Source organism: Anaeromassilibacillus sp. An172, assembly GCF_002160515.1.
In the GTDB taxonomy this organism is placed as follows: Bacteria; Bacillota; Clostridia; order Oscillospirales; family Acutalibacteraceae; genus Limousia; species Limousia pullorum.
This window is the reverse complement of record NZ_NFKS01000031.1, coordinates 1-20,726: the sequence shown is the minus strand read 5'-3', so window position 1 is coordinate 20,726 and position 20,726 is coordinate 1. Positions and strand designations below refer to the sequence as shown.

Below are 20,726 nucleotides of genomic sequence, written 5' to 3'. Positions count from 1 at the left end.
GATATTCAGTTGGAGAAACCGAATATGTCTTTCTAAACACCTAAGGGATATACTCAGCATTTTCGTGACCCAAGAATTATCCCCGGAAAAAATGGAAATTATTTTATGCTGATAGGTGCCCAGCGTGATAACGGAAAGGGCGGTATAGTTCTTTTAAATTCTAAAGACGGAAAACTTTGGGAAATGAACGGTCTTTTGGCAAAAACCGAAGAATGGCAAATGGTTGAATGTCCTGATTACTTTGAAATAGACAATACAGGCATTTTACTCTACTGTCCTCAGCACCGTGATAACGAAGCCGACAAAGTAGTTGATTCTGTGGCTTTATTTAAAATAACAAAGCTGCATAGTGATTTTTCAAAGCTTGAAGACAGCGATCTGGATAACAACTATCAAACCGTTGATAAAGGATTTGACTTTTATTCACCACAGACAATGGAAACCCCTGACGGACGGCGAGTTTTAATTGGCTGGATGTCACGAATGGATGAAACACAGGAAGAAATCTTTTCAAAAAACGAACCGAGAATTCATTGTTTGACTATGCCCCGTGAGGTTCTATTTAAAAACGGACATCTGATACAACGTCCGGTTAAGGAACTTTATGAGCTGCTTGGTCAGAGTATTCAAGGAAACATTGATGGTGAAAAAATTATTTTCTCAAACATAAGCAGATGCTTTCATCTATCAGTTGATTTAAAAGATTGTCAGAGAGCCAAACAAATAAAAATCCACAGTGATGAATGGCGTTTTGAATACAACTCAGAAAACAAAACAGGCCTATTTGCAAGAAACAGCTGGGTATCTGAGTCAGAAGAAATTCGTCTTTTTAATCTTGAATCTTTTGAAAATATAGAGATTTGGAGTGACAACTCAAGTCTTGAAATATTTATAAACGGAGGTCAAGACGTTTTGAGCTCCAGAATATTCCCAAAAACAGATGTATTATCATTATGCATTGAGGGTGCAGGTTTGTATAGTTCGGTGCAGTTAAATGAAATTCTCACCGTTTAAAAATAGAAGGAGGTACTATCATGTCAGAAAAGGAATTGGCTAAACAAATTATCCAATTAGTTGGAGGAAAGTAAAATATATCATCGGTTCAGCATTGTGCTACCAGACTCAGAATTATCGTGCACGACAAAGAAAAAATTAAAGTAGATGATATTGAAAATCTTGAAAGTGTTAAAGGTTCGTTTTTTAACGCCGGTCAGTATCAAATTATCTTGGGCACAGGTTTGGTAAATCGTGTATACGACGCAACAATGTCAGAGCTCGGCAAGGCTGCCGAAGTATCTGCTCCGGTTAAGACAAAGAAGACAAAAAGACTACATACGGAAATAAGTTCCAGCGAGCTATCAGAATGTTTTCCGATGTTTTTGTTCCGATTATTCCTGTTTTGGTTGCTACAGGTTTGTTCATGGGCTTGCGTGGTTTGCTCACTCAGGAAGCGGTTCTCGGTGTTTTCGGATTAACTCCGTCAGATATTCCCAACCAACTGCTTATATTCACTCATATTTTAACTGATACAGCGTTTGCTTTCCTCCCCGCTCTTGTATGCTGGTCAACATTTAAAAACTTCGGAGGAAGTCCTGTTATCGGAATTGTTTTAGGTTTGATGCTGGTAAGTGGAAGCCTGCCCAGCGCATATGACGTAGGTTCAGGCGCAGCAGAGCCTTTGGTATTCTTTGGATTTCTCAATGTAGCAGGATATCAGGGTTCAGTTCTTCCAGCCTTTGTAACAGGTATCATAGGTGCAAAATTTGAAAAATGGCTTAGAAAAAGAATCCCTGATTCATTGGATCTTATCCTCACACCGTTTTTAACTCTTCTTGTTGGAATAGTTTTGGCTCTGTTCGTTCTCGGCCCAATTCTCCACACAGTAGAAAATTATGTTCTCTATGCTGTTGAAACACTTCTCACCCTCCCACTCGGTATAGGTGGTTTAATATACGGCAGTTTCGGACAGCTCCTTGGAATTTTCGGTATTCATCATATCCTTAATTTCCTTGAAATCAGTATGCTTGCCAACGACGGCTGGAACTATCTCAACCCAATAGGCACATGCGGAAACGTTTCTCAGGCAGGCGCAGTATTGGCTGTAGCATTGAAAGCAGTATAAATAAAGACAAAACAGGTTGCTTATCCATCTTGCCTTTCCGCACTTTTGGGAATTACCGAACCTGCAGTATTCGGCGTTAACCTTAGATTTGTAAAACCATTTATTATGGCTGTGATTGGCGGCGGCTGCGGCGGTTTCCTTGCTTCAATCATCGGCTTGAAAGCAACAGGTATGTCAATTACAGGTATTCCAGGCACACTGCTTTACCTCAACGAACAGCTTCCATTCTATATTCTTGTAAACCTTGTTGCCTTTGCAGTTGCATTTTTGCTCACATACTTCTTTGGCTTTAATTCAAAAATGGAGAAACACGCATGAGTATAACACTTAGTTCCGATAATTCTATAGTCCATATTACAAATGGGAAAATCAGCTACGTAATGGAAATATTAGATAATAAATATCTTATCCACAGATATTTTGGCAAGTCTATAAGAGCTTGGCACAGCTCAAATACCTTGATACCATTTAAACGCAGCTATACTATAGAGTATCCGGAAAAAAATCAAAATATATATTTTGATGACCTCACTTTTGAGTATCCTACACCAGGGCGTGGCGACTACCGTCTGCCCGCCCTTACGGTGGCAGGCCCAAGCGGAGCCGCTGTAATAGACCTTAAATTTCACAGCTGGCAAATATTAGACCACAAACCGCAGGAAAAATCACTGCCAATGTCATACGACAATAAAGATGAAAGCGAAACACTTGAAGTTGTATGCCTCGACAGTATTTCCGGCGTTAAGGTATATCTCTACTACACAATATTTAAGAATATAAATATAATTACAAGACATCAACACATAGAAAATGTCGGTAACTCTACCATTCACATAGAAAACGCACAGAGCCTATCTCTTGAGCTTCCTGCAAAACAATACGAGTTTTTATCTCTTTACGGATGTCACGCAAAAGAAGCAAATATAAACCGTTTCCCCCTTCATCAAGGAATACAGCGTATAAACAGCGGTTACGGTTCCAGCAGTCCAAGACACCAGCCCTTCTATGCATTGCTTCAGCCCGGAACCGATGAATCATCAGGCGAAGTCTACGGATTTCAGCTTATCTACAGCGGCAATTTCTCAGCCGCCGCTGAAATGGATTCCTTTGGTCAAATAAGAGTACAAATCGGTATAAATCCCGATGAATTTAACTGGACACTTTCTCAGGGCGAATCCTTTATAACCCCCGAAGCTGTCCTCAACTACAGCGACGAAGGACTTAACGGAATGAGTAATAATTTTCATAATTTTATTCAGAACCATATAATACCTTGCTCTTGGAAAAATAAAATTCGTCCAATCTTATTAAATTCATGGGAAGCCATGTATTATGATGTAAATCTTGAAAAAATAAAAAAGCAGGCGACACTTGCAAAGGAACTTGGAATTGAATTATTTGTTTTGGATGACGGATGGTTCAGAAAGGGCAATGACAGTCATTCATCTATGGGAGAATGGGTATGCAATGAAGAAAAGCTTCCCGGAGGAATTCAATATGTATCGGATTTGATACATTCAATAGGACTGAAATTCGGACAGTGGTTTGAACCGGAAGCTGTAAGTCCTGACTGTTCAATTTATATTGAACATCCAAACTGGATACTGAACGTTCCAGGATACGAACCACTAAAGGGACGCCATGAATATCTCCTTGATTTAGGTCAAAATGAAGTTCAGGAATATTTGATTAGTATGCTGAATGATTACTTAAGCGACGGAAAAATCGACTATATTAAATGGGATATGAACAGACCATTTACTGATGTATATTCTTCTGCTCTTCCATACGAGCGCCAAAGCGAAACCGCTCACAGATATATACTCGGCTTTTACAGAGTTCTGAACGAGACTACATCTGCTTATCCAAATGTCCTTTTTGAGGGCTGTTCCAGCGGAGGCTGCCGCTTCGATGCAGGAATGCTCAGATATTTTCCGCAGAACTGGACAAGTGATAACACTGACGCATGTGACCGTGTCCAAATTCAAAACGGCTTTAGCTTGATATATCCTCAGTCATGTGCGCTCATGTAAGCATAACTCCCAATCATCAGACAGGCCGCACCACTCCCCTTGATACAAGATATCAAATTTGTAAACTGTTTAATTTAGGGTACGAGCTTGACCTGACAAAATGTTCAAAAGAAGAGCTAAGCGATATCTCAGAGCAAATTAAAAGATATAAAGAACAAAGAGAATGCTCAATGACCGGAACCTTTTACCACGGCAATAGTCCAGATAACAATCACACCTCATGGATGACTGTAAGCAAAGACAAAACAAAATGTCATGCTGTAATATTCCAAAAATTATATAATCCACTCTCGTCACACGCAGTCTTTCCAATTTATGGTTTGTGTAAAGAATGGGACTACCGTGATTTAAACACCAATAAAATATACGGCGGCGACGAACTCACACAAATAGGAATTCCAATCCCGCTCATAAAACAAGACTTTGTAGTGTTTGATTTAAATTTAATAAAAGTATAATTTAAAACCACCAGTTAAATGTAGTAGTAATCATAACCACCAGTTTAACTGGTGGTTTACTCATTCCTATTCGGCGGACAAAAATGCACCCAATGCATAATGCTGTCAGAATTATGCATTGGGTGCAGATTTGGACGAGATTCCAATTTTTCCGTAATTTACACCATCAATTTACACGTGTGTCATAATATCTTGAATTGAGATAATAGAAATCCGTTTCCATATTGTAATAACATTCTCGATATCTGAACGGGTTTACTTCACCGATTTTCTTCTTATTATCTCCAAAGGTAATCGCATCAAGTTCCTGTACGCTGATGATTTTCCCCATGGATCATAGGTATATCTTTCGCATACTTTTCTCTCTATCAGTCAGATTGTTTTAGTTTAACTGACTGGTAGTCAAAAGATAAGATTACAAAACGAATAATTTTTTAACTTTATACAAATAAAAAATCAGGGTTATAGTCAAGAATACACATAACCAATACAATTATACATAACAATATCGTTATTACAGTGTAAATACCAAGAATAGATTTGTAATTGAAGCTTTTAATCAATAATTCTAATATAGATTGTCCTAATGCTCTTATTGCATGAACACAACAAATCCCTGATGGAAAAACAATATAAAGATAGCTAAAACGATCATATGGCATAATGTTTAAATCCATTAACAAATATAAAATACCCCAATATATCAACCCGGTAATAATCGCAATTATAAGATCTGAGTAATTATATTTTTTATCTACTTTCCAAACATAGTATATGTTAGTTGCCATTAAAGGACAAAGCATTGCTCCGTTTGCTATTATTGCAACCACAATTGTTGTTATCGGGAAATAATATATAATTCCTGTCGCAACAAGTACTGTGACTATAGAAATTCCAATAGCTCCCATATACATTAACTTTACTGGTATAGTCAGTATCCTATGTAATAAATTCATATTAAGCCTCCGTTAAAATTCCATATATATCCCTGCATACTGCATGTGCATTATTCCTAAATTTAAAAATGATAATATCAAAACCGAAAAAGTAAACAACAGAAAAATAACCGATACTATTAAAATAGCTTTTTTCTTTGTACTGCCTTTTGCTTTTGTCAAACCAATTATTCCCCTTACCGCAAAGAGAAGAAATGTTATTCTTTGAGTATTCATTGTTATTAAGTACCATTTATCCGGTGAAAATGGACTTGCTATAATAGGTATCATATAGTAAATTAAAGGCAACAAATGAGTAAATATCATTGGAAGAACAACAGATAAAATAATATCAGATGAATAATTTCTTATTTTATCAACAAAATCTTTTTTTATTGAAATAAATATGGAAAAGAGAAAAATTATGCAAATTAAGCTTGGAAATAGTATATTTACAGTTGTATCTGAAAACCACCCATTCTGTTTAAATAATGTATATCCAAGCATTATTATTGTTGATAAGATTGCTGTAATGATAATTTCTTTACCTAAAATATCTGTTCGTCTTTTCATAAATTTCAACTCCATGTTTCCTTTATATTTTCTACTATATATTCAATATCCCAAGTTACAGATAGGTTTGCACCGCCAAAAATATATGCACCTCCACCAATTCCAATCCCTTTATCAGCACTAAATCCTGGATTAGTTACAGGGCTGTATTCTATCTTTGGTTTATTAGAACCATATTCTTGTTTTGTTATATAGTAATCACCTAAACCAACACCATATATATCGAACCCATAGCCTTTCTCTTCGTATGTTCCTAGCCAAATTTCTTCAGGACTAATTATAAAATGGAAAAAATCATATTTATAACCTATACTGAAATTGATTCCATCTATGGTTCCTGATATTTTTAATCCTATACCAATACCTCCTTCTATTCTTACGCTTGCTAATGGGTAATATAATGTATCTGTGATTTTTGATAACATGCTTTTTTCTGGAGCAAAATCTTCTGGATTACTCATAAGCTCATTCATAGCACCAATCGTCCCGTATTTAATGGTTGCCGCTGCCCATTTTTGACTATCTACAGAATAGCCACGTATAGTAATAGCTTTATTGCCCATATAATCCGCATTATTAACTGGATTATTTAAGCAATAGCAGAACATATTGGTTCCATTGAAACCTTGGCCTGTCGAGGCATATGCATCAGAATTTATAAATCTCTTAACCTGCGGATCATAATATCTTGAATTGAGATAATAGAAACCTGTTTCCGTATCGTAATAATATCCTCGATATCTAAATGGATTTACCTCTCCGATTTTCTTATTATCCTCGCCAAAGGTAACCGTATCAAGCTCCTGTACATCGATTATATTTCCCCATGGATCATATGTATATCTCGCACATACTCTTCCATAATAATCATACAGTCCTATTACATCTCCCTGTATATTTTCCATGAAGTAATAAATCTGTTCATTGACGCTTATTCCATAAATTTTGCCTTTATCATCATACAGATACAATATATCTATGCCATCATCACGATATTCTCCAGCTTTTACTCCACCTATATTATAAAATACTGTAGTATTACCGTCAACAGTTTTTTTACTTCTTATTCCGCTTGAATCATATTCATAGTTTATTGCACCATTATTTATACTACTAAGTCTTCTTCCCTCCCAACTCATGGTCATGGAATCTCGGTATGTGAGCGGATTTCCGATTTCGTCGTAGGTTATGACACTTCCGTCATAACTTGTAAGCAGGTCTTTCCAATTGTAGTCATAGGTATAACCTGACATTGTTCTAAGATATTTATTTTCTCCATTTGTACAATAATACTCTTTAGTGGACAGTATGTTTCCTCTATCATCATAATCATAAGTGTAAACTGTATCTCTCCACTTTTGATATACCTCTATCAAGGTTCCGTCCAAATCATAGGTATATTTTTCTGCTAAATTTCCGTCTATACTTAATGTGAGGATATTACCCATACTGTCATATGTATAACTTAGAGTTTCTCCCCAATCATTTTGTATTTGACTTATCAGATTTGTAGTTGTTCCTGAATTCTTACCTGCTTGATATGTATAGCGTGCAGAAGCACCACTAGTGTTATATTTTCTTTGAGTAACTCTTCCAAGCTCGTCATATTCATAAGACAAACTGCGTCTATCATTAAATGATACATATTCCGGCAGATCTGTTGTGGAATTATAACTGTATTCAAATTTTGCCTCTCGTATTTTGTCAGATGATGTTGGTACAGTTATTTCCGTTGTCATTCCGGTTACACGATTCTTTATATCATACTGCTGGGTAACACCTGCATAAAGATCTCCATCAGCATTATCTATTACCATTTCTGCCTGAACAGGTCTGCCTATCAAGTCATAATAATACTCCGTTTTTGTTCCTGCGGCGTAATCATCTATTCTTGAAACCTCTCCTTTTGCATTATACACTGTTTCATATTGAAGTTGATCGTTAATTTCCTGAGATACAACTCTGTCGTACTGGTCGTAGTTATACTCTATAACTGTTCCATTTCCGTATTCAGCTTTTATAAGATTTCCGTTGTTTGCCGCATAGGTATTTTCAGTAAGAACATTATTTCCTACGGATATTTCAGTAACATTTCCGAAGTTATCATATACAAGATGATAGTCTAACCCACCTTGACTTATCTTTGTAAGTTGATTATCTGAGTTGTAAGTGTAATCTATAGTTTTTCTGTTTAAACTATCGGTTACTTTGGTAGTTTGATGTGAAGCGTTGTAATCATATTCTATGCCATATCCATTAGGGTAACTTACTTTTTCTGTGAGACCTCTGTTCTCATCTGTATCATATGTGACTGTATTTCCGCTTTGGTCAGTTATCTTTTTTACATATGTACCGCTTGTAGTATATTCTGTACTTCCCTCTATATATGGTTTTGATGTATCAATTACTCCGTCAGTATTCATAACACCAAGCTTTGTTCCTGTTACATTGCCGTAGCTATCATAACTGAAAGTATAGCCGTTTCCAAGGCTATTTACCCTTGCACCTGTGATCTGGTGAGAATTACTGTCACTGTAAAAATAGGAGTAAGTCTTATTTGTCTCATCTGTAAGCTTTGTTATTTCGCCTGCATCGTTAAACTCATAACTTTGGTTACGTTCAGCATTATCATTTGCACTTATTGGATTTCCATCCTCATCATAAGTATAGGACGCTCCCGTCTTATCAAAAGTCATCATTACATCATCAAAATAAGCCGTATTCGCATTATTAGAATAGGAAATGTATAAATCGATATAGCTTATCACTTTATCGATGTTTTCTTTCGGCATCATTACGGTTTTATTAAGATACTGTTCTCCTGTTGTTTCATGAGAGAACGACTGCGTAAGCTTACTTGTTGTTCCATCGTCATATTTTACTTCCAAATAGATACAGAATTCCCTTTCAGAATCTTCCTTGATGGGAACTGAACTTGTTGTTGATTTTCCGCTTATATTTACAGCGTTTAATTTGTTTCCTATGTAAACTCTTTGGTAACATTTTTTATTTACATTGTAAACTCCTTCTATTTTTAATTTGCCATCTATTTGTCCTTCACCTGTTCCAAGTCCTTCTGTTTCCCAAGAACTTGTCTTTGAGAAACTACCATCTTCAACCATATTATAGTTATTGACAGACTTTCCTTTCTCAAACTGAACACAGTCAAAATATGCAGTTCCGGTTGCTTTCTTCAAAACACAAGACGGTGTTACTGTAGTCATTCCTTCAGGAATCTGTACTGTTACAGATATCCTTTGCCAATCACTTGTTCCATCTACATATTTCTGAACGGATACCGGTTCCAGTTCATTTAATCCGTTATATACAATAACTGTTGCTCCAAAATCTTTATTTGTTACAACATTATCTGTTTTAACATATGCCGACAAGGTGTAGTATTCTCCAGGAGTAACTGTAATATCTTGGCTATATTTAACGATACTTGTATTAATATACTGTTCACCGTTGTTAGTTATCTGATGAACCTTATTTCCAAGATATGTGTCGCTAGATGTAATATTTTCATTGACAGACTGATCATGATGTCCAACAGAACGCCACCCTGTACTACCCTCAAAACTATGGTTTGAAAGTAGATTATCTACAAATCCTGCACCAGAAGCAACTTTTGATATTCTATTATTTTGAGTTGACTTATTGCCATCATCTCCAACCTCTTGATAGCTTTGGCTCATTGCTGTTCCATCTGAGTTTATGACACTAATAGTTCTTCCAAAGTTATCAAAGCTGTATTTTGAAGACACATTTCCACTTGCCTTTTCATAGGTGAATGTTGTTGTTCCATCTGTTCCGTATTCTATTGATATGGCGTTTCCTTTTGTCCCGTCTGCAGCATATTCAGTAATCTTTTTTACTCTAAATTTAAAAACAGCATTCACATTAGCGTTTTGTTCATATTCATATTTTACATAGGAGCCATCAATATCTGTTATTTTTTTCGGAATATAATATTCTTTTCCGTCAAGAGTTATTTTATCATAATCAAATGAAACGGATTTTCCGTCAGAATATGTAAGTCTTATCATATCCATTCCATTTTCATTATAAGTAACGCTTGTTTTTTCTCCGGCAGCATTTGTCACACTTCTCAAAACTGTTACCTGTCCTATTGTTCCGTCATAGGTATAGTTCATTTTTCTTCCGGCTGCATCCGTTACTGCATCAAGTGCATGATATGTGCCATGATAATTTAGAGTACTTGTATTGCCATACTTGTCTATAATTGAAGTTACATATCCTCTTGTATCAAAAGTTAGTTTCTCCCCCGTTTTTGCTTCAAGCGTATATGTACCTGAGCTTTCCTTAGTCAATGTAAGAGAAAGTCCATCTTCATCTTCAAATTGATCTGTGGTATCATCCTTTTTTGTAAAGTAATGCATTGTACCATCAGAATCGGTATATACGTACTCATACCCTTGTTCTTTTAATGCTTCTTTGACCGATGAATCCATATACATAATATTGTCAATTGGATCTATTCGTTGGTCATTGCTGTTCATCCAGCCCGCTCCACATACATGTCCTTTATCACCAGAATGAAAATGATTAAAAGAATTGTATGTATTGTATGTCATAGTAAGATTGTACGGTGTAACTCTACCAGGCAAACCGCTTATCGGAGCTGTTATAACTAAATTTCCAGAGTAATCATTTACGTATGCTGTTACGCCACCAGAAAAATTTTGCTGATGATAACTCCAGTAGGATTCAAGTCCTGCATTATTTCTGTAAATTATTGAAAATACAGGTCTCGTACCTGTAGGAGCAAATCCGCTCAAATAAAGTGCTCTGTGAACATATGTATCGTTTTCAGCCGGTGATGTAAATACAATACCATTGCACGTGCTTGAGTCATTGTACCACTCCCTCATTGTAGATGTTATATCCCAAGAATCCACAACTGGTTCTCCTGTGTAGGTTCCGGTTATATTCATGTAATCAAGCACAGTATTATCATATGTTGGTTGATTATTCCAAGTAACACTGTAGCTGTTCCATCCACTTGTAGCCTTATGGGCATACACAGGCATACTGCCTAAAAACGCATCACGAAGCATACTTATTTCTGCGTGAACGATTACATCACCTGGACTAAGTTCAGGCAGGCTCTGTGGCTTAACCATAATTCTACTTTTATTAAAAGGGCTGAATTCATAACCAACTGGCATCCAAACCTGTGAAGCACTCCAAGCTGTGTCAGGACTACCTGATGTTACCATGCCCGTTTGTATATGTTCACCTTCTTGTTTTGTAATAAATCCTGGATCTACAGTTACAGGGAATGCTCTTTCTGAATCTAAAAGCCATTCTTTATCAGCAGTAAGCTTTATAATCAGCCTTTTGTTTTTTTGAGATACAATTTCTATTTTAACACGACTACTTATATCTCCGTCACTATCTTTCATCATAGGAGCTGTTATTGAATATATAATATTTCCTGCAGAATCAACAAGATTTATTTTTTGATCATCTGATTGTACTGCTGTCAAACTATCTATTTTATACTCAATAACATACTCGTTATCAGCATTTGCAGATTTTAAAATCAGATTTTCCTTTACACCATTTGGCATAGCAATACATTCAATATCTGTGTCTTTAAAAGCATTTTCATACAATGCTGTTTGAGTAAGGTCAGTAAGTACAAGATACGCATCATTTCCTTCAAATGCAGTATTGTAATCTTTAAATTTAACAGATACGTTATTTACTTCCTGATAACCCCAAGATATTTTGTAGTTATCAACTGTAACCTTGATCATGTTCTTCTTTTTTGCTTTATTAGAGAAAACTATATCCACATCGCTTTGTATATTGTCATACTCTACTGATGCAGTCAAACCATTAGAAACAGCATTGTTCAATGTATTTTCTTCAGTAAAATTTTCTGTGCTATCTGTATTGATTTGATTATCTGATGTATCATCTTCAACAGAATTTAAATTTAAACTTTCATCTTCCAAAATCTTTACTGTTGATTGTGATGTTTCTTCACCAATAGTTACTGTAGAAGTATCTTCCGAATTTTCATCATAATTAGTAACCATTTTTGCAACCATGGTATTATTGTATTCTACCCATTTACCTTCTTCGTTCATATAGTGTACAGGTTCTGGATACTGAACAGCCATATAATTACCATCATCAAGAAGAAATGTTTTTTCATTGCTTGTGCGTTTTGATTCAACTTCAGCAATAATTTGTCCTTCCACATAATCATCTTCATACCCTGATACTGTAAAGTCTTGATTTGCCGCTTCGCTTACTGCTTCGTTGATAGCCTCAGCACTTATTTGCACAGGATATAAAAGTGCTGTTGATGCAATTAATACAAAAGCAATAATCTTTTTCATTGTTCGTTTAACTTTCATTGTTTCTACCTCTTTTCTGTTTATTTTTCTCCTGACAAAATATGTCAAGAGTTAATTCCCTCATTGTTATTTGATTTCATCTTATAAAAAAATCCATAGAAATTACACATACTTAGTTTTTCTTTTGTGTTTTGTAATCTCTATGGATATATAAGCCTATTATTTATATTTATATTTATTTGTATTAATATTAACTAAAATTCTGAATAAAATTAATTAATGCGTCGCTTGCAATTCCAACAAAAAAAGACGAAGCAAATTCTTTTGCATATTTTTTTATTATTTTACCAACAGAAGAATGTTTTTTGTGATCACTACTGTCTTTTATTGCTTCTATTGCTTCAGCTAATTCTGAAAGAGCTTTATATAATTCTGTTTGTGAATTAAGTTTTTCCTTTAAATCTATAATTTCATTCAAAAGCTCTTTAATATTATAATTACTATAATGATATTCGTTTCTAATTACCGCAGAATTGTCATGAAATGTATTACCGCTAACATATACATTTTTCATATATCATCACCTTGTATACTAATTCTTTATTACAGTTGAATCGTCGTGGAACTCATTATCACAAATCATGGTATCTATTTTATTATCTTTTATATTAAATACAATATTTGAACTTTCATTTTTGAATGCTAAAAGTTCTGTAAGTATCTTTAATACTTCTTCAAGGAATAAAAGACTGCCAAAAATTATAGTGTATTTTTCGCCAGAATTCATCACAAACACTAATTTTTTAAGTTTGCTTTTTTGGTAAACATCACAAAGCCATGTAGCAAACCAACCTATACCTATGGCTAGCAAACATACACCTACAGGTACACTGTTTACTGATATTAAAATCCAGCCTGCTAAAGCAACAATTAACGACAAAGAAGGAAAAGGCTTTATGTTCATACTATCTTTAGATATAGAAGAAATATTACTTATCTGAATAATTGTATTTTGCCAACATATAAGATTACCTTTAACAGTCAAGAAAGGCGTTTCAATAGAGTTTTGTTCAAAAAAATTATAATTCACTTTGCTCCTCCATAATCAATAAAGAATATAATACTTTATATATTTTTGCACTTTATTATGTTATCAATATAAAAAATATACAATAAATTTATTGAAATTATTTTTATATTTATGTTACAATAATTTCTATTTAAGTCATTTAAGTTTTCTTTTATTTATATAATCTTTAAGATTTTTAGGTTCTTTAGGTTGACAACTACCATACCATGAAGCTGTGCCTGAAGCTTCTTTTGCTGCCATCAATGCTAATTTTGCCACAGATTTTCCAATAATTTTTTTTAAGTTCATTTTTACTACTCCTTACCACTATAAATTATAAATATTATTTATTTCTGATATAGAAAATGTTACTATGACGCGTATAACATTAAATATATCATTTTTTACAATTTTTTATTATTAACAACTCCCAATAAAATCATAAATACAACTATTAAATCTCCCGTCAAAATAATATTTAATCTATAATTAAATATTATTAATATTAAAAAATAAAAAAATATATGTATCATGTAAACAACTATCGATATAATTTTAAATTTTTTAATTTCAATATTTGTTAACTTTTTATTTTTGTTATATACTGGTGAAAACAACCATATACACATGAAACAAAAAAATACTGTCGCAATAAAAAAAACAAGTTCTCCAAAGATATTTCCAACGAATCTATTGACTAACAATACAAATGTAACAATCATAGAAAAAACTATATTGCACATTATAAAAGTTTTACAATGAAATCCACCTGTAAATCTTCGTAATGATGAAAACAAAACAAAAAATAATATTCCGTTAGCTAATTCATCTAACAATAAACTTATTGTTATGCAAATTAATAAATTAACTATTGACGAAAGAAAAAGTTGTATTCCGTAAATATATATCTCTTTTTCTTTTTTATTAATTATTTTTTGACATAAAAGAAAATCCGCTATACTTTGCGATAGATGATGTTGCATTAAAATTCTTCCTCTACATTTTCTATCAAAATTATAGCAGATCTCTGAAAGTTATTTTATTTCAGGGTAAATTTAGTCGTTATTTGGTTATATTTGGTATTTCAATTGTTATATTTACATAAAAACAATTATTTTCTTCGAAATAAGAAATTTCACCTTTGTATTTTTTTATAATTTTTTTTACACTGCTTAATCCAAACCCATGATTTGATTTATCTTGTTTATTAGTGATAAGTTTCGGATTAGTTTCCAAAACAGATTTAGTACAGAAATTCTGAACACTAAGAATTGCATAAACACCTTTTTGAATAATTTCAATTTTCAGTTCTTTTTTCTGCTCATTTTTAAGCGCTTCTATAGCATTATCTGCAAGATTACCAATAACTACTGCCAAATCATCACCATCTACAAAATTAAGATTATTGTAACATTCAACTTTTAAATTTATACTATTTGTGTTAGCTTTTTCTTTAACTATATTTAATATTGCATCCAAATACACATTACCGGTTTTATAAAAATGTATATTTGCATTAATATTATTATCAATACTTATGCATATTTTTTTTGCTTCTAAATACTTCTTTTGATCAATAAGATTTTCAACACATAATAACTGATTTCGGATATTATGTTTAATCTCAGAAATATTATTCAAATATTTTTGGGAATTTAAAATTTGAATTCTATATAGCTCTTTTTCTTTATTTGCAATTATACTTTTCTTTTTCAATTCATAGTTTTTTGATATATGATTTATAAGATAAAAATTGAGAAAAGTAAATAAAAGAATAATTATTGATACAAGACCTAATATTATTCTATCTCTATTCAATATCATTCTATTCGAGGAGACTAAAAAAGTAAGCATACCAACTATAATACTTAATATAGGCATTGAAAGTATTAAAAGTTTTTCTCTTTTTTTCATTATATAAAAATTATTTTTAAGTAACTTATACGTTATGCACAAAAAAACTAAAAAAATTAAATTCACTAAAACTACATATATGTATCTATATACTGTGCTTTCACTCATAAGATAATTATAATCACTATCAATAACAGCAGAAAAAAAGTAGTTTATTCCAAATGATAATACAGAATACAACAAGTTTATCGATAATGGAACCAATATTCTTACAAAAAATTTATCTGTAAAAAAGAAAATACAATACGTCATCATTATTGCAAAAAATACTACTGTTTCTATATATGCAAAAGATATATATAAATAATTCATTATAGTGATTGCTAAAAACATCATTATAACAACAGAACAATAAGCAATTTTATTTACAGATTGATTTTTCGTAGGAGTTAATAATTTATAACAAAAACTAACAAACACCACTCCTTGATAAAAATTAATAAATAATTCAAAAATTAGATTTATTATATCATTGTCCATTATAAAAAATACTCCTTTTAACAAAAGCTTCTTTCACCGCTTTACTTTTATTTCTACTCATTGGAATATTTTCATTATTAGTAAGCAAAATAAATTTATCAGATATTTTATAAATATTATTAATGCTAACAATATATCCATCATGACAGCGAATAAACCCATAATCAGAAAGAAGTTTTTCATAAGATAATAATGATGATTTAACCGGATAGCGTTCTAATTTCGTTTTAATATATGAATAATTTTTATATTTTTCAATATAAATGATATCCGAAACTCTTAAAACTACATCTTGTCTGTTAGTCCTTATAGTTATTGTTTTACCGTTCTTCTCAATCAAATTCGATACTCTAATTAAAAGTTCAGAAATACATGTTGTACTGGTAATATCAGTTTTACGTATAAAGGAATATGGGAAAAATTTCAATGCATCAAATACGAGCTCATCGTGGCTTGTAATAAAAACAAAAAATGGTATCTCTGATTCCTTTTTCGAATCATTAATTATTTTTGCAATAGCAAGTCCATCAACAAAGGGCATATTTATATCAAGAAAAATAAGATGATATTTTTTAAAATTTTCCATAATATCATATGCATTATAAAATTTATCAATATTAGCATGTATATTCAACAAACTACAATATTTATATATTTCATTAACTAAAATTTCAACAAAAATTGGTTCATCATCTATAACCGATATATTAATCAATATATATCACCTACCATATTATAATATCAGCAGATACGATTATTTATTTTTGAAAAATATAATCGTATATTGTGATTATATCACTTATTCATAGTTTTTTAAATATTTTCTTTATATTATTTATTATATTCGTAAAATAAAACGATTAAATCAAACCAGCAACTCAAATATGGGATAATACTTGCTTACTGTCGAAAACAGACTGGCGCACCAATAAATATCTGACTGAACTCATTAAAAACTGCTACGTACTTAGAACCTACAGGTTATTTTCTTGCTGGACGCAATGGTATTTTTATAGGTTGGTGTTACGCTTAACTGTAGGATTATTTTAAAGAATTTTACTTGGTTATAATTTGATTTTAAATATGAAAAGACCGCCTACAAACGTTAAGCGGTCCTAGTCTACAGTTAGTTTATTATTTAGTGTTGCACTAATCAGAAACTCAATATATCGACAATCTTTGCATGTCAATGCTTAGGTAATATTAACAATATTTCTATTTTTTACCATATATCAAAAATCTAAGTGTATATAACTATGAATTTCTTCATATATTTGCTATTATAACAAATATATTTACCATAAAATTACATCATTTTACGATAATACACATATTGTACATTTATCTGCTTTTTCTGCCACACGGAGGATAACTATGTCTGACAAGCCAAAGATTAATGTTATAAAGAATATACGCAAGTTACATAATCTATATAAAAACATCGGTGTCTATTGCCGTGTAAGCACCAACAGCCATAAACAATTACATAGTCTTACTCAGCAGATTTCCTATTATGTAAAATTATTTCATGGTCATCCTACTTATAGACTTTATGATATTTACATAGATATTGGCAGCGGAAATGAAAGCTCCGAACGTTCTCAATATCAAAGAATGCTTAATGATTGTAGAAATAAAAAGCTAAATACAATTATAACCAAAAGCATACGCAGATTCGGTCGAAACACTGTTGAGGTAATTTCTGCTGTTCGTGAACTAAGAAATCTCGGTATTAACATCATTTTTGAAAGTGAAAATCTTGATACAAGAGACAGCAACAACGAATTTCTTATTTCTATACTGAGTGGATTAGCCGAAGCAGAAAATGAATCCCGCAGACTCAATATTATTTGGGGGCTGGAAAAGCAAGCAAAAAATGGAACATCGGAATTATATCGCAGGCGATGCTACGGCTATAAAAAAGATAAAATCGGCAACTTAACTATCAATGAATCCGAGGCAGAAACTGTTCGTTTTATTTTTTCTTCATACATTGCAGGAAAAAGCTATAAACAAATTTCAAAAGAGCTTACAGAAAATGGCATCTCCTCACCCACAGGAAAATCCACTTGGTGCAATAAAACCATTGAAAATATTTTAAGCAACGAGAAATATTGTGGCGAAGTAATACTGTTCAAAAATATCAGTGAGTCCAAGCTTTCTGGTTTTTCCTCAGATATTATTAAACATAGAAACTCTTATCACATGATTGAAAGCCATCCGGAAATTATTAGCAAAGAAGATTTCAATCTGGTACAAGAATTAAAGAAAAAACGTTCTCGTAAAAAACCTAAGGATTCTTCTAACGTTATATAATATTTATTTTATTATCTTCCCTTCATACTAATATTAAAAAGTACTTTCTATGCACGCAGCATGGAAGGTATTTTTTATGCCTGTCTATATTTGTCTACTTAAGTGTATTTTTAGGTCCTTAAGTAAACAAAACTCGCCTATGTTAATAGCATTTTTTAATATGTGTATAAGTTTAATTAAAAGATTTCATCAATATTTTAAGAAACCATATAAATATTATTATAACACTTCCTATTACTTACTCAATAATTTATACTTATTTCTCATTTTATTTAAAATAAAATTGTCCACTTAAGTATAGTCTGTCAACGCCGGAAAGAAAATAATGAAAAACGCCGGAAAGAAAATGACCGCAACGCCGGGATTATTACCGCCGGTTTATTGATCGTCAGTTAAGATTCTTCCGAAATAGTTACTGGAGGTGCGGTGTGAATACCAGCCTTCAGACGATCTTTCAGTCTATAGGTCTGCCCGCGAATATTAATAACATGTGCATGGTGAAGCAGCCTATCCAGTAAAGCGGTTGCCAAAACATTGTCGCTGAGCAGTTCTCCCCAGTCGCTAAAATATTTGTTGCTGGTAAGGATCATGCTGCCACGCTCGTATCGGTCAGAAACCAGTCGGAAGAATAGCTCTGCCTCCTGACGGCTTAGCTGTGTGTATCCAATTTCATCAATCACCAGTACGGCGGGTCTGAGGTACACGCCAAACCGCCGCTCTAACTTTCCCAAAGTTTGTGCCTTTCTGAGGTCATCAATCAGATGGGACAACGTGGTGTAATAGACGACCATGCCAGTTTCCAGTGCCTTAAGTGCCAATCCAACAGCCAAATGCGTTTTTCCTACACCAGGAGGCCCCATGAGGATCACATTCTCTGTTCTTGCGGTAAAGGCCAGAGTGGCTAACTCATCAATCTGACGTTTGTCAATGCTTGGTTGGAAGGAAAAATCAAAATCCTCCAGTTGCTTACGATGAGGCAGTCTTGACAGCTTCAAGCGGGTTTCCTGGCTTTTTCTGCTTCTTTCCATCTGTTCTGAGGATAACAGTGCATCCAGGAAGTGAAGATAGGTCTGTTGCTCGTGAGATGCCTGTTCCAAGTGGGCGTCTAATAGCTCTGCCGCCGTATAGAGTTTCATGGTCATAAGAAGCTCTCTTGCGTGTTCCAATTCAACCACGGTGTACACCTCCAATCATCTGATCATAAAAGCTCAGATCCCGCTGCTCTACCGAAGCTGACTGCATATAGGCAATACAGCTGGGGATCGCAATACCGTGCTTCTCTATCAAGCCCTGGTACTGGCCGGTAAGATGAATGGTTCGTCCTGCTCCGTGGGTTGCTTCATGTGCGGCAAGCAACGTCTCGTTATAGTAGATTTCAACCTTGCCGTTATGAAGCCGAACCTGAACTTCCTTTCCACTGTACTGCCAGGGAATCCCGTATCGAATGCCGTCATAACTGACCAGACCATCCCTGGTTGCATGCCTGGTCTCCCAGCGGTAGCGATCAAGAACTGCCTGCTCTGGCAATGGCTTCAGCGGTTCTGCTGCCATTTCCCTTGCAGGGATTTTACCAGTGGTGGCATGTACCTTAGCATTGACCTGGTGGCACCATTGCAGTGCCTGCCGATTAAGATCCTCCAGATTTGTAAAGATTCGCCCAGGGAAGAAATTTTCCTTCACATAACGAACCAACCGCTCTACCTTCCCCTTTGTCTGGGGTTTACGTACCTTACACACCTTGGGGACGAATCCAAGCTCTGCTGCAAAATTTGCAAATTGAGGGTTCCAGATGACCTTTCCTGCTTCACGATGATCTACAACGGTCTTCATATTATCTGTGAGGACTTCTTCAGGAATTCCTCCAAAATACTCGAATGCATGAATCATACAGCGCTCCAGACTACGAAGATCGCAACGTGCGGTAAACTCTACATATCTGGCTCTGGAATGACTCAGCACCATCACAAAGGACGGTACATAATGGATCTGCCCCTGCTCATCTTCGAACTGACAGATACCCCAATCCATCTGTGCCTGCTTTCCTGGCAGCGTTTCATATCTTCGCACTGCCGGTGTCGATTTTCCCGGACGAAATGGATGTACATAGTCCTTGAGAATCGTCATACTGCCATCGTACCCCATATTACGAATACGGTCAAGCAGTACAACGCAGTTAAAAATGCCTTGGTTCATCATTTCTTGCAGCATCGGTTTATACGAATCCAACTTGGATGGTTTTTTGCGTCCAAGCAATCCGTGAGGTTTCATCGGCCCAGCTATGTACTTTCTGGCCGTATTTTCCGATACACCAACTTCACTGGCAATTTGAGATACACTCTTGCCTTTTAACGCTAAATCCTTTATCATTAGTATTAGCCCACTCCTTATCATTTGGCCATCTCCCTTCAAGTATTCGACACACTTAAAGGATAGCCGATTTTAAGGCGTGGGTCAATTTCTTCCCGACTAAATTATACTCCGGCGAGTACAC

At 34.1% G+C, this 20,726-nt stretch carries 15 protein-coding genes and 3 pseudogenes; 6 read left to right on the top strand and 12 right to left on the bottom strand.

What is annotated here, in order from left to right; all coding sequences use genetic code 11:
* Positions 1 to 51 precede the first annotated feature (51 nt).
* The 5 genes and pseudogenes from B5F08_RS13650 to B5F08_RS13590 form a co-directional block, all read left to right on the top strand.
* A pseudogene (locus B5F08_RS13650) lies at positions 52 to 579 on the top strand (glycoside hydrolase family 32 protein); the annotation flags it as partial.
* Positions 577 to 1,014, top strand: coding sequence for a GH32 C-terminal domain-containing protein (locus B5F08_RS13645; protein ID WP_275532177.1), 438 nt, complete (start codon positions 577 to 579; stop codon positions 1,012 to 1,014). The pseudogene B5F08_RS13650 and the gene B5F08_RS13645, both read left to right, overlap by 3 nt.
* A 77-nt stretch (positions 1,015 to 1,091) precedes the next feature.
* Positions 1,092 to 2,440, top strand: a pseudogene (locus B5F08_RS11970) (PTS transporter subunit EIIC).
* A pseudogene (locus B5F08_RS11965) lies at positions 2,437 to 4,271 on the top strand (alpha-galactosidase); the annotation flags it as partial. The pseudogenes B5F08_RS11970 and B5F08_RS11965, both read left to right, overlap by 4 nt.
* Positions 4,272 to 4,325: 54 nt before the next feature.
* A complete protein-coding gene (locus tag B5F08_RS13590; protein WP_242968461.1) occupies positions 4,326 to 4,613 on the top strand; it encodes a GH36 C-terminal domain-containing protein in 288 nt (95 codons plus the stop codon).
* Between the two features lie 166 nt (positions 4,614 to 4,779).
* On the opposite strand, the gene B5F08_RS13310 is transcribed toward B5F08_RS13590, so the two are convergent.
* The 10 genes from B5F08_RS13310 to B5F08_RS11920 all read right to left on the bottom strand — a co-directional run bounded on the left by B5F08_RS13310 (position 4,780) and on the right by B5F08_RS11920 (position 16,634).
* Positions 4,780 to 4,944 carry a hypothetical protein gene (locus B5F08_RS13310; RefSeq protein ID WP_158096301.1) on the bottom strand — a complete coding sequence of 55 codons (165 nt, stop codon included), beginning with the start codon at positions 4,942 to 4,944 and terminating at the stop codon, positions 4,780 to 4,782.
* Between the two features lie 109 nt (positions 4,945 to 5,053).
* Entirely contained in the window at positions 5,054 to 5,569 is a 516-nt protein-coding gene (locus B5F08_RS11960) for a hypothetical protein (RefSeq protein ID WP_087379812.1), read from the bottom strand.
* Positions 5,570 to 5,581: 12 nt separating this feature from the next.
* The gene (locus tag B5F08_RS11955) at positions 5,582 to 6,121 is read right to left on the bottom strand and encodes a hypothetical protein (protein ID WP_087379809.1); all 540 of its coding nucleotides are present in this window, start codon (positions 6,119 to 6,121) and stop codon (positions 5,582 to 5,584) included.
* 5 nt (positions 6,122 to 6,126) lie between these two features.
* Positions 6,127 to 12,516: an RHS repeat-associated core domain-containing protein gene (locus tag B5F08_RS11950; RefSeq protein ID WP_143256418.1), complete on the bottom strand. Its 6,390-nt coding sequence runs from the start codon at positions 12,514 to 12,516 to the stop codon at positions 6,127 to 6,129.
* Between the two features lie 190 nt (positions 12,517 to 12,706).
* Positions 12,707 to 13,030, bottom strand: coding sequence for a hypothetical protein (locus B5F08_RS11945; protein ID WP_087379803.1), 324 nt, complete (start codon positions 13,028 to 13,030; stop codon positions 12,707 to 12,709).
* Positions 13,031 to 13,048: 18 nt separating this feature from the next.
* Positions 13,049 to 13,546, bottom strand: coding sequence for a hypothetical protein (locus B5F08_RS11940; protein WP_087379800.1), 498 nt, complete (start codon positions 13,544 to 13,546; stop codon positions 13,049 to 13,051).
* Between the two features lie 135 nt (positions 13,547 to 13,681).
* A complete protein-coding gene (locus B5F08_RS11935; protein ID WP_087379797.1) occupies positions 13,682 to 13,834 on the bottom strand; it encodes a cyclic lactone autoinducer peptide in 153 nt (50 codons plus the stop codon).
* A gap of 95 nt (positions 13,835 to 13,929) precedes the next feature.
* Entirely contained in the window at positions 13,930 to 14,508 is a 579-nt protein-coding gene (locus B5F08_RS13775; RefSeq protein WP_087379794.1) for an accessory gene regulator ArgB-like protein, read from the bottom strand.
* Positions 14,509 to 14,587: 79 nt separating this feature from the next.
* Positions 14,588 to 15,919 (bottom strand): sensor histidine kinase, encoded by a 1,332-nt coding sequence (locus tag B5F08_RS11925; RefSeq protein WP_087379791.1) that lies wholly within the window; start codon positions 15,917 to 15,919, stop codon positions 14,588 to 14,590.
* Complete coding sequence (locus B5F08_RS11920) at positions 15,909 to 16,634, bottom strand: LytR/AlgR family response regulator transcription factor (protein WP_087379788.1); 726 nt, start codon at positions 16,632 to 16,634, stop codon at positions 15,909 to 15,911. Before B5F08_RS11920 ends, B5F08_RS11925 begins: the two co-directional genes overlap by 11 nt.
* Positions 16,635 to 17,293: 659 nt before the next feature.
* On the opposite strand from B5F08_RS11920, the gene B5F08_RS11915 reads away from it, so the two are divergent.
* Complete coding sequence (locus B5F08_RS11915) at positions 17,294 to 18,235, top strand: recombinase family protein (protein WP_087379785.1); 942 nt, start codon at positions 17,294 to 17,296, stop codon at positions 18,233 to 18,235.
* 392 nt (positions 18,236 to 18,627) lie between these two features.
* Here B5F08_RS11915 and istB read toward each other — a convergent pair whose 3' ends face one another.
* A complete protein-coding gene (gene istB, locus B5F08_RS11910; RefSeq protein ID WP_087379782.1) occupies positions 18,628 to 19,410 on the bottom strand; it encodes an IS21-like element helper ATPase IstB in 783 nt (260 codons plus the stop codon).
* Positions 19,403 to 20,626: an IS21 family transposase gene (gene istA, locus B5F08_RS11905; RefSeq protein WP_087379779.1), complete on the bottom strand. Its 1,224-nt coding sequence runs from the start codon at positions 20,624 to 20,626 to the stop codon at positions 19,403 to 19,405. Before istA ends, istB begins: the two co-directional genes overlap by 8 nt.
* Positions 20,627 to 20,726 lie beyond the last annotated feature (100 nt).

Coding starts and splice junctions, on each gene's coding strand:
- B5F08_RS13590 (WP_242968461.1), top strand. CDS start 4,326: ATGACCGGAACCTTTTACCACGGCAATAGTCCAGATAACAATCACACC.
- B5F08_RS13310 (WP_158096301.1), bottom strand. CDS start 4,944: ATGGGGAAAATCATCAGCGTACAGGAACTTGATGCGATTACCTTTGGA.
- B5F08_RS11960 (WP_087379812.1), bottom strand. CDS start 5,569: ATGAATTTATTACATAGGATACTGACTATACCAGTAAAGTTAATGTAT.
- B5F08_RS11955 (WP_087379809.1), bottom strand. CDS start 6,121: ATGAAAAGACGAACAGATATTTTAGGTAAAGAAATTATCATTACAGCA.
- B5F08_RS11950 (WP_143256418.1), bottom strand. CDS start 12,516: ATGAAAGTTAAACGAACAATGAAAAAGATTATTGCTTTTGTATTAATT.
- B5F08_RS11945 (WP_087379803.1), bottom strand. CDS start 13,030: ATGAAAAATGTATATGTTAGCGGTAATACATTTCATGACAATTCTGCG.
- B5F08_RS11935 (WP_087379797.1), bottom strand. CDS start 13,834: ATGAACTTAAAAAAAATTATTGGAAAATCTGTGGCAAAATTAGCATTG.
- B5F08_RS13775 (WP_087379794.1), bottom strand. CDS start 14,508: ATGCAACATCATCTATCGCAAAGTATAGCGGATTTTCTTTTATGTCAA.
- B5F08_RS11925 (WP_087379791.1), bottom strand. CDS start 15,919: ATGGACAATGATATAATAAATCTAATTTTTGAATTATTTATTAATTTT.
- B5F08_RS11915 (WP_087379785.1), top strand. CDS start 17,294: ATGTCTGACAAGCCAAAGATTAATGTTATAAAGAATATACGCAAGTTA.
- istA (WP_087379779.1), bottom strand. CDS start 20,626: ATGATAAGGAGTGGGCTAATACTAATGATAAAGGATTTAGCGTTAAAA.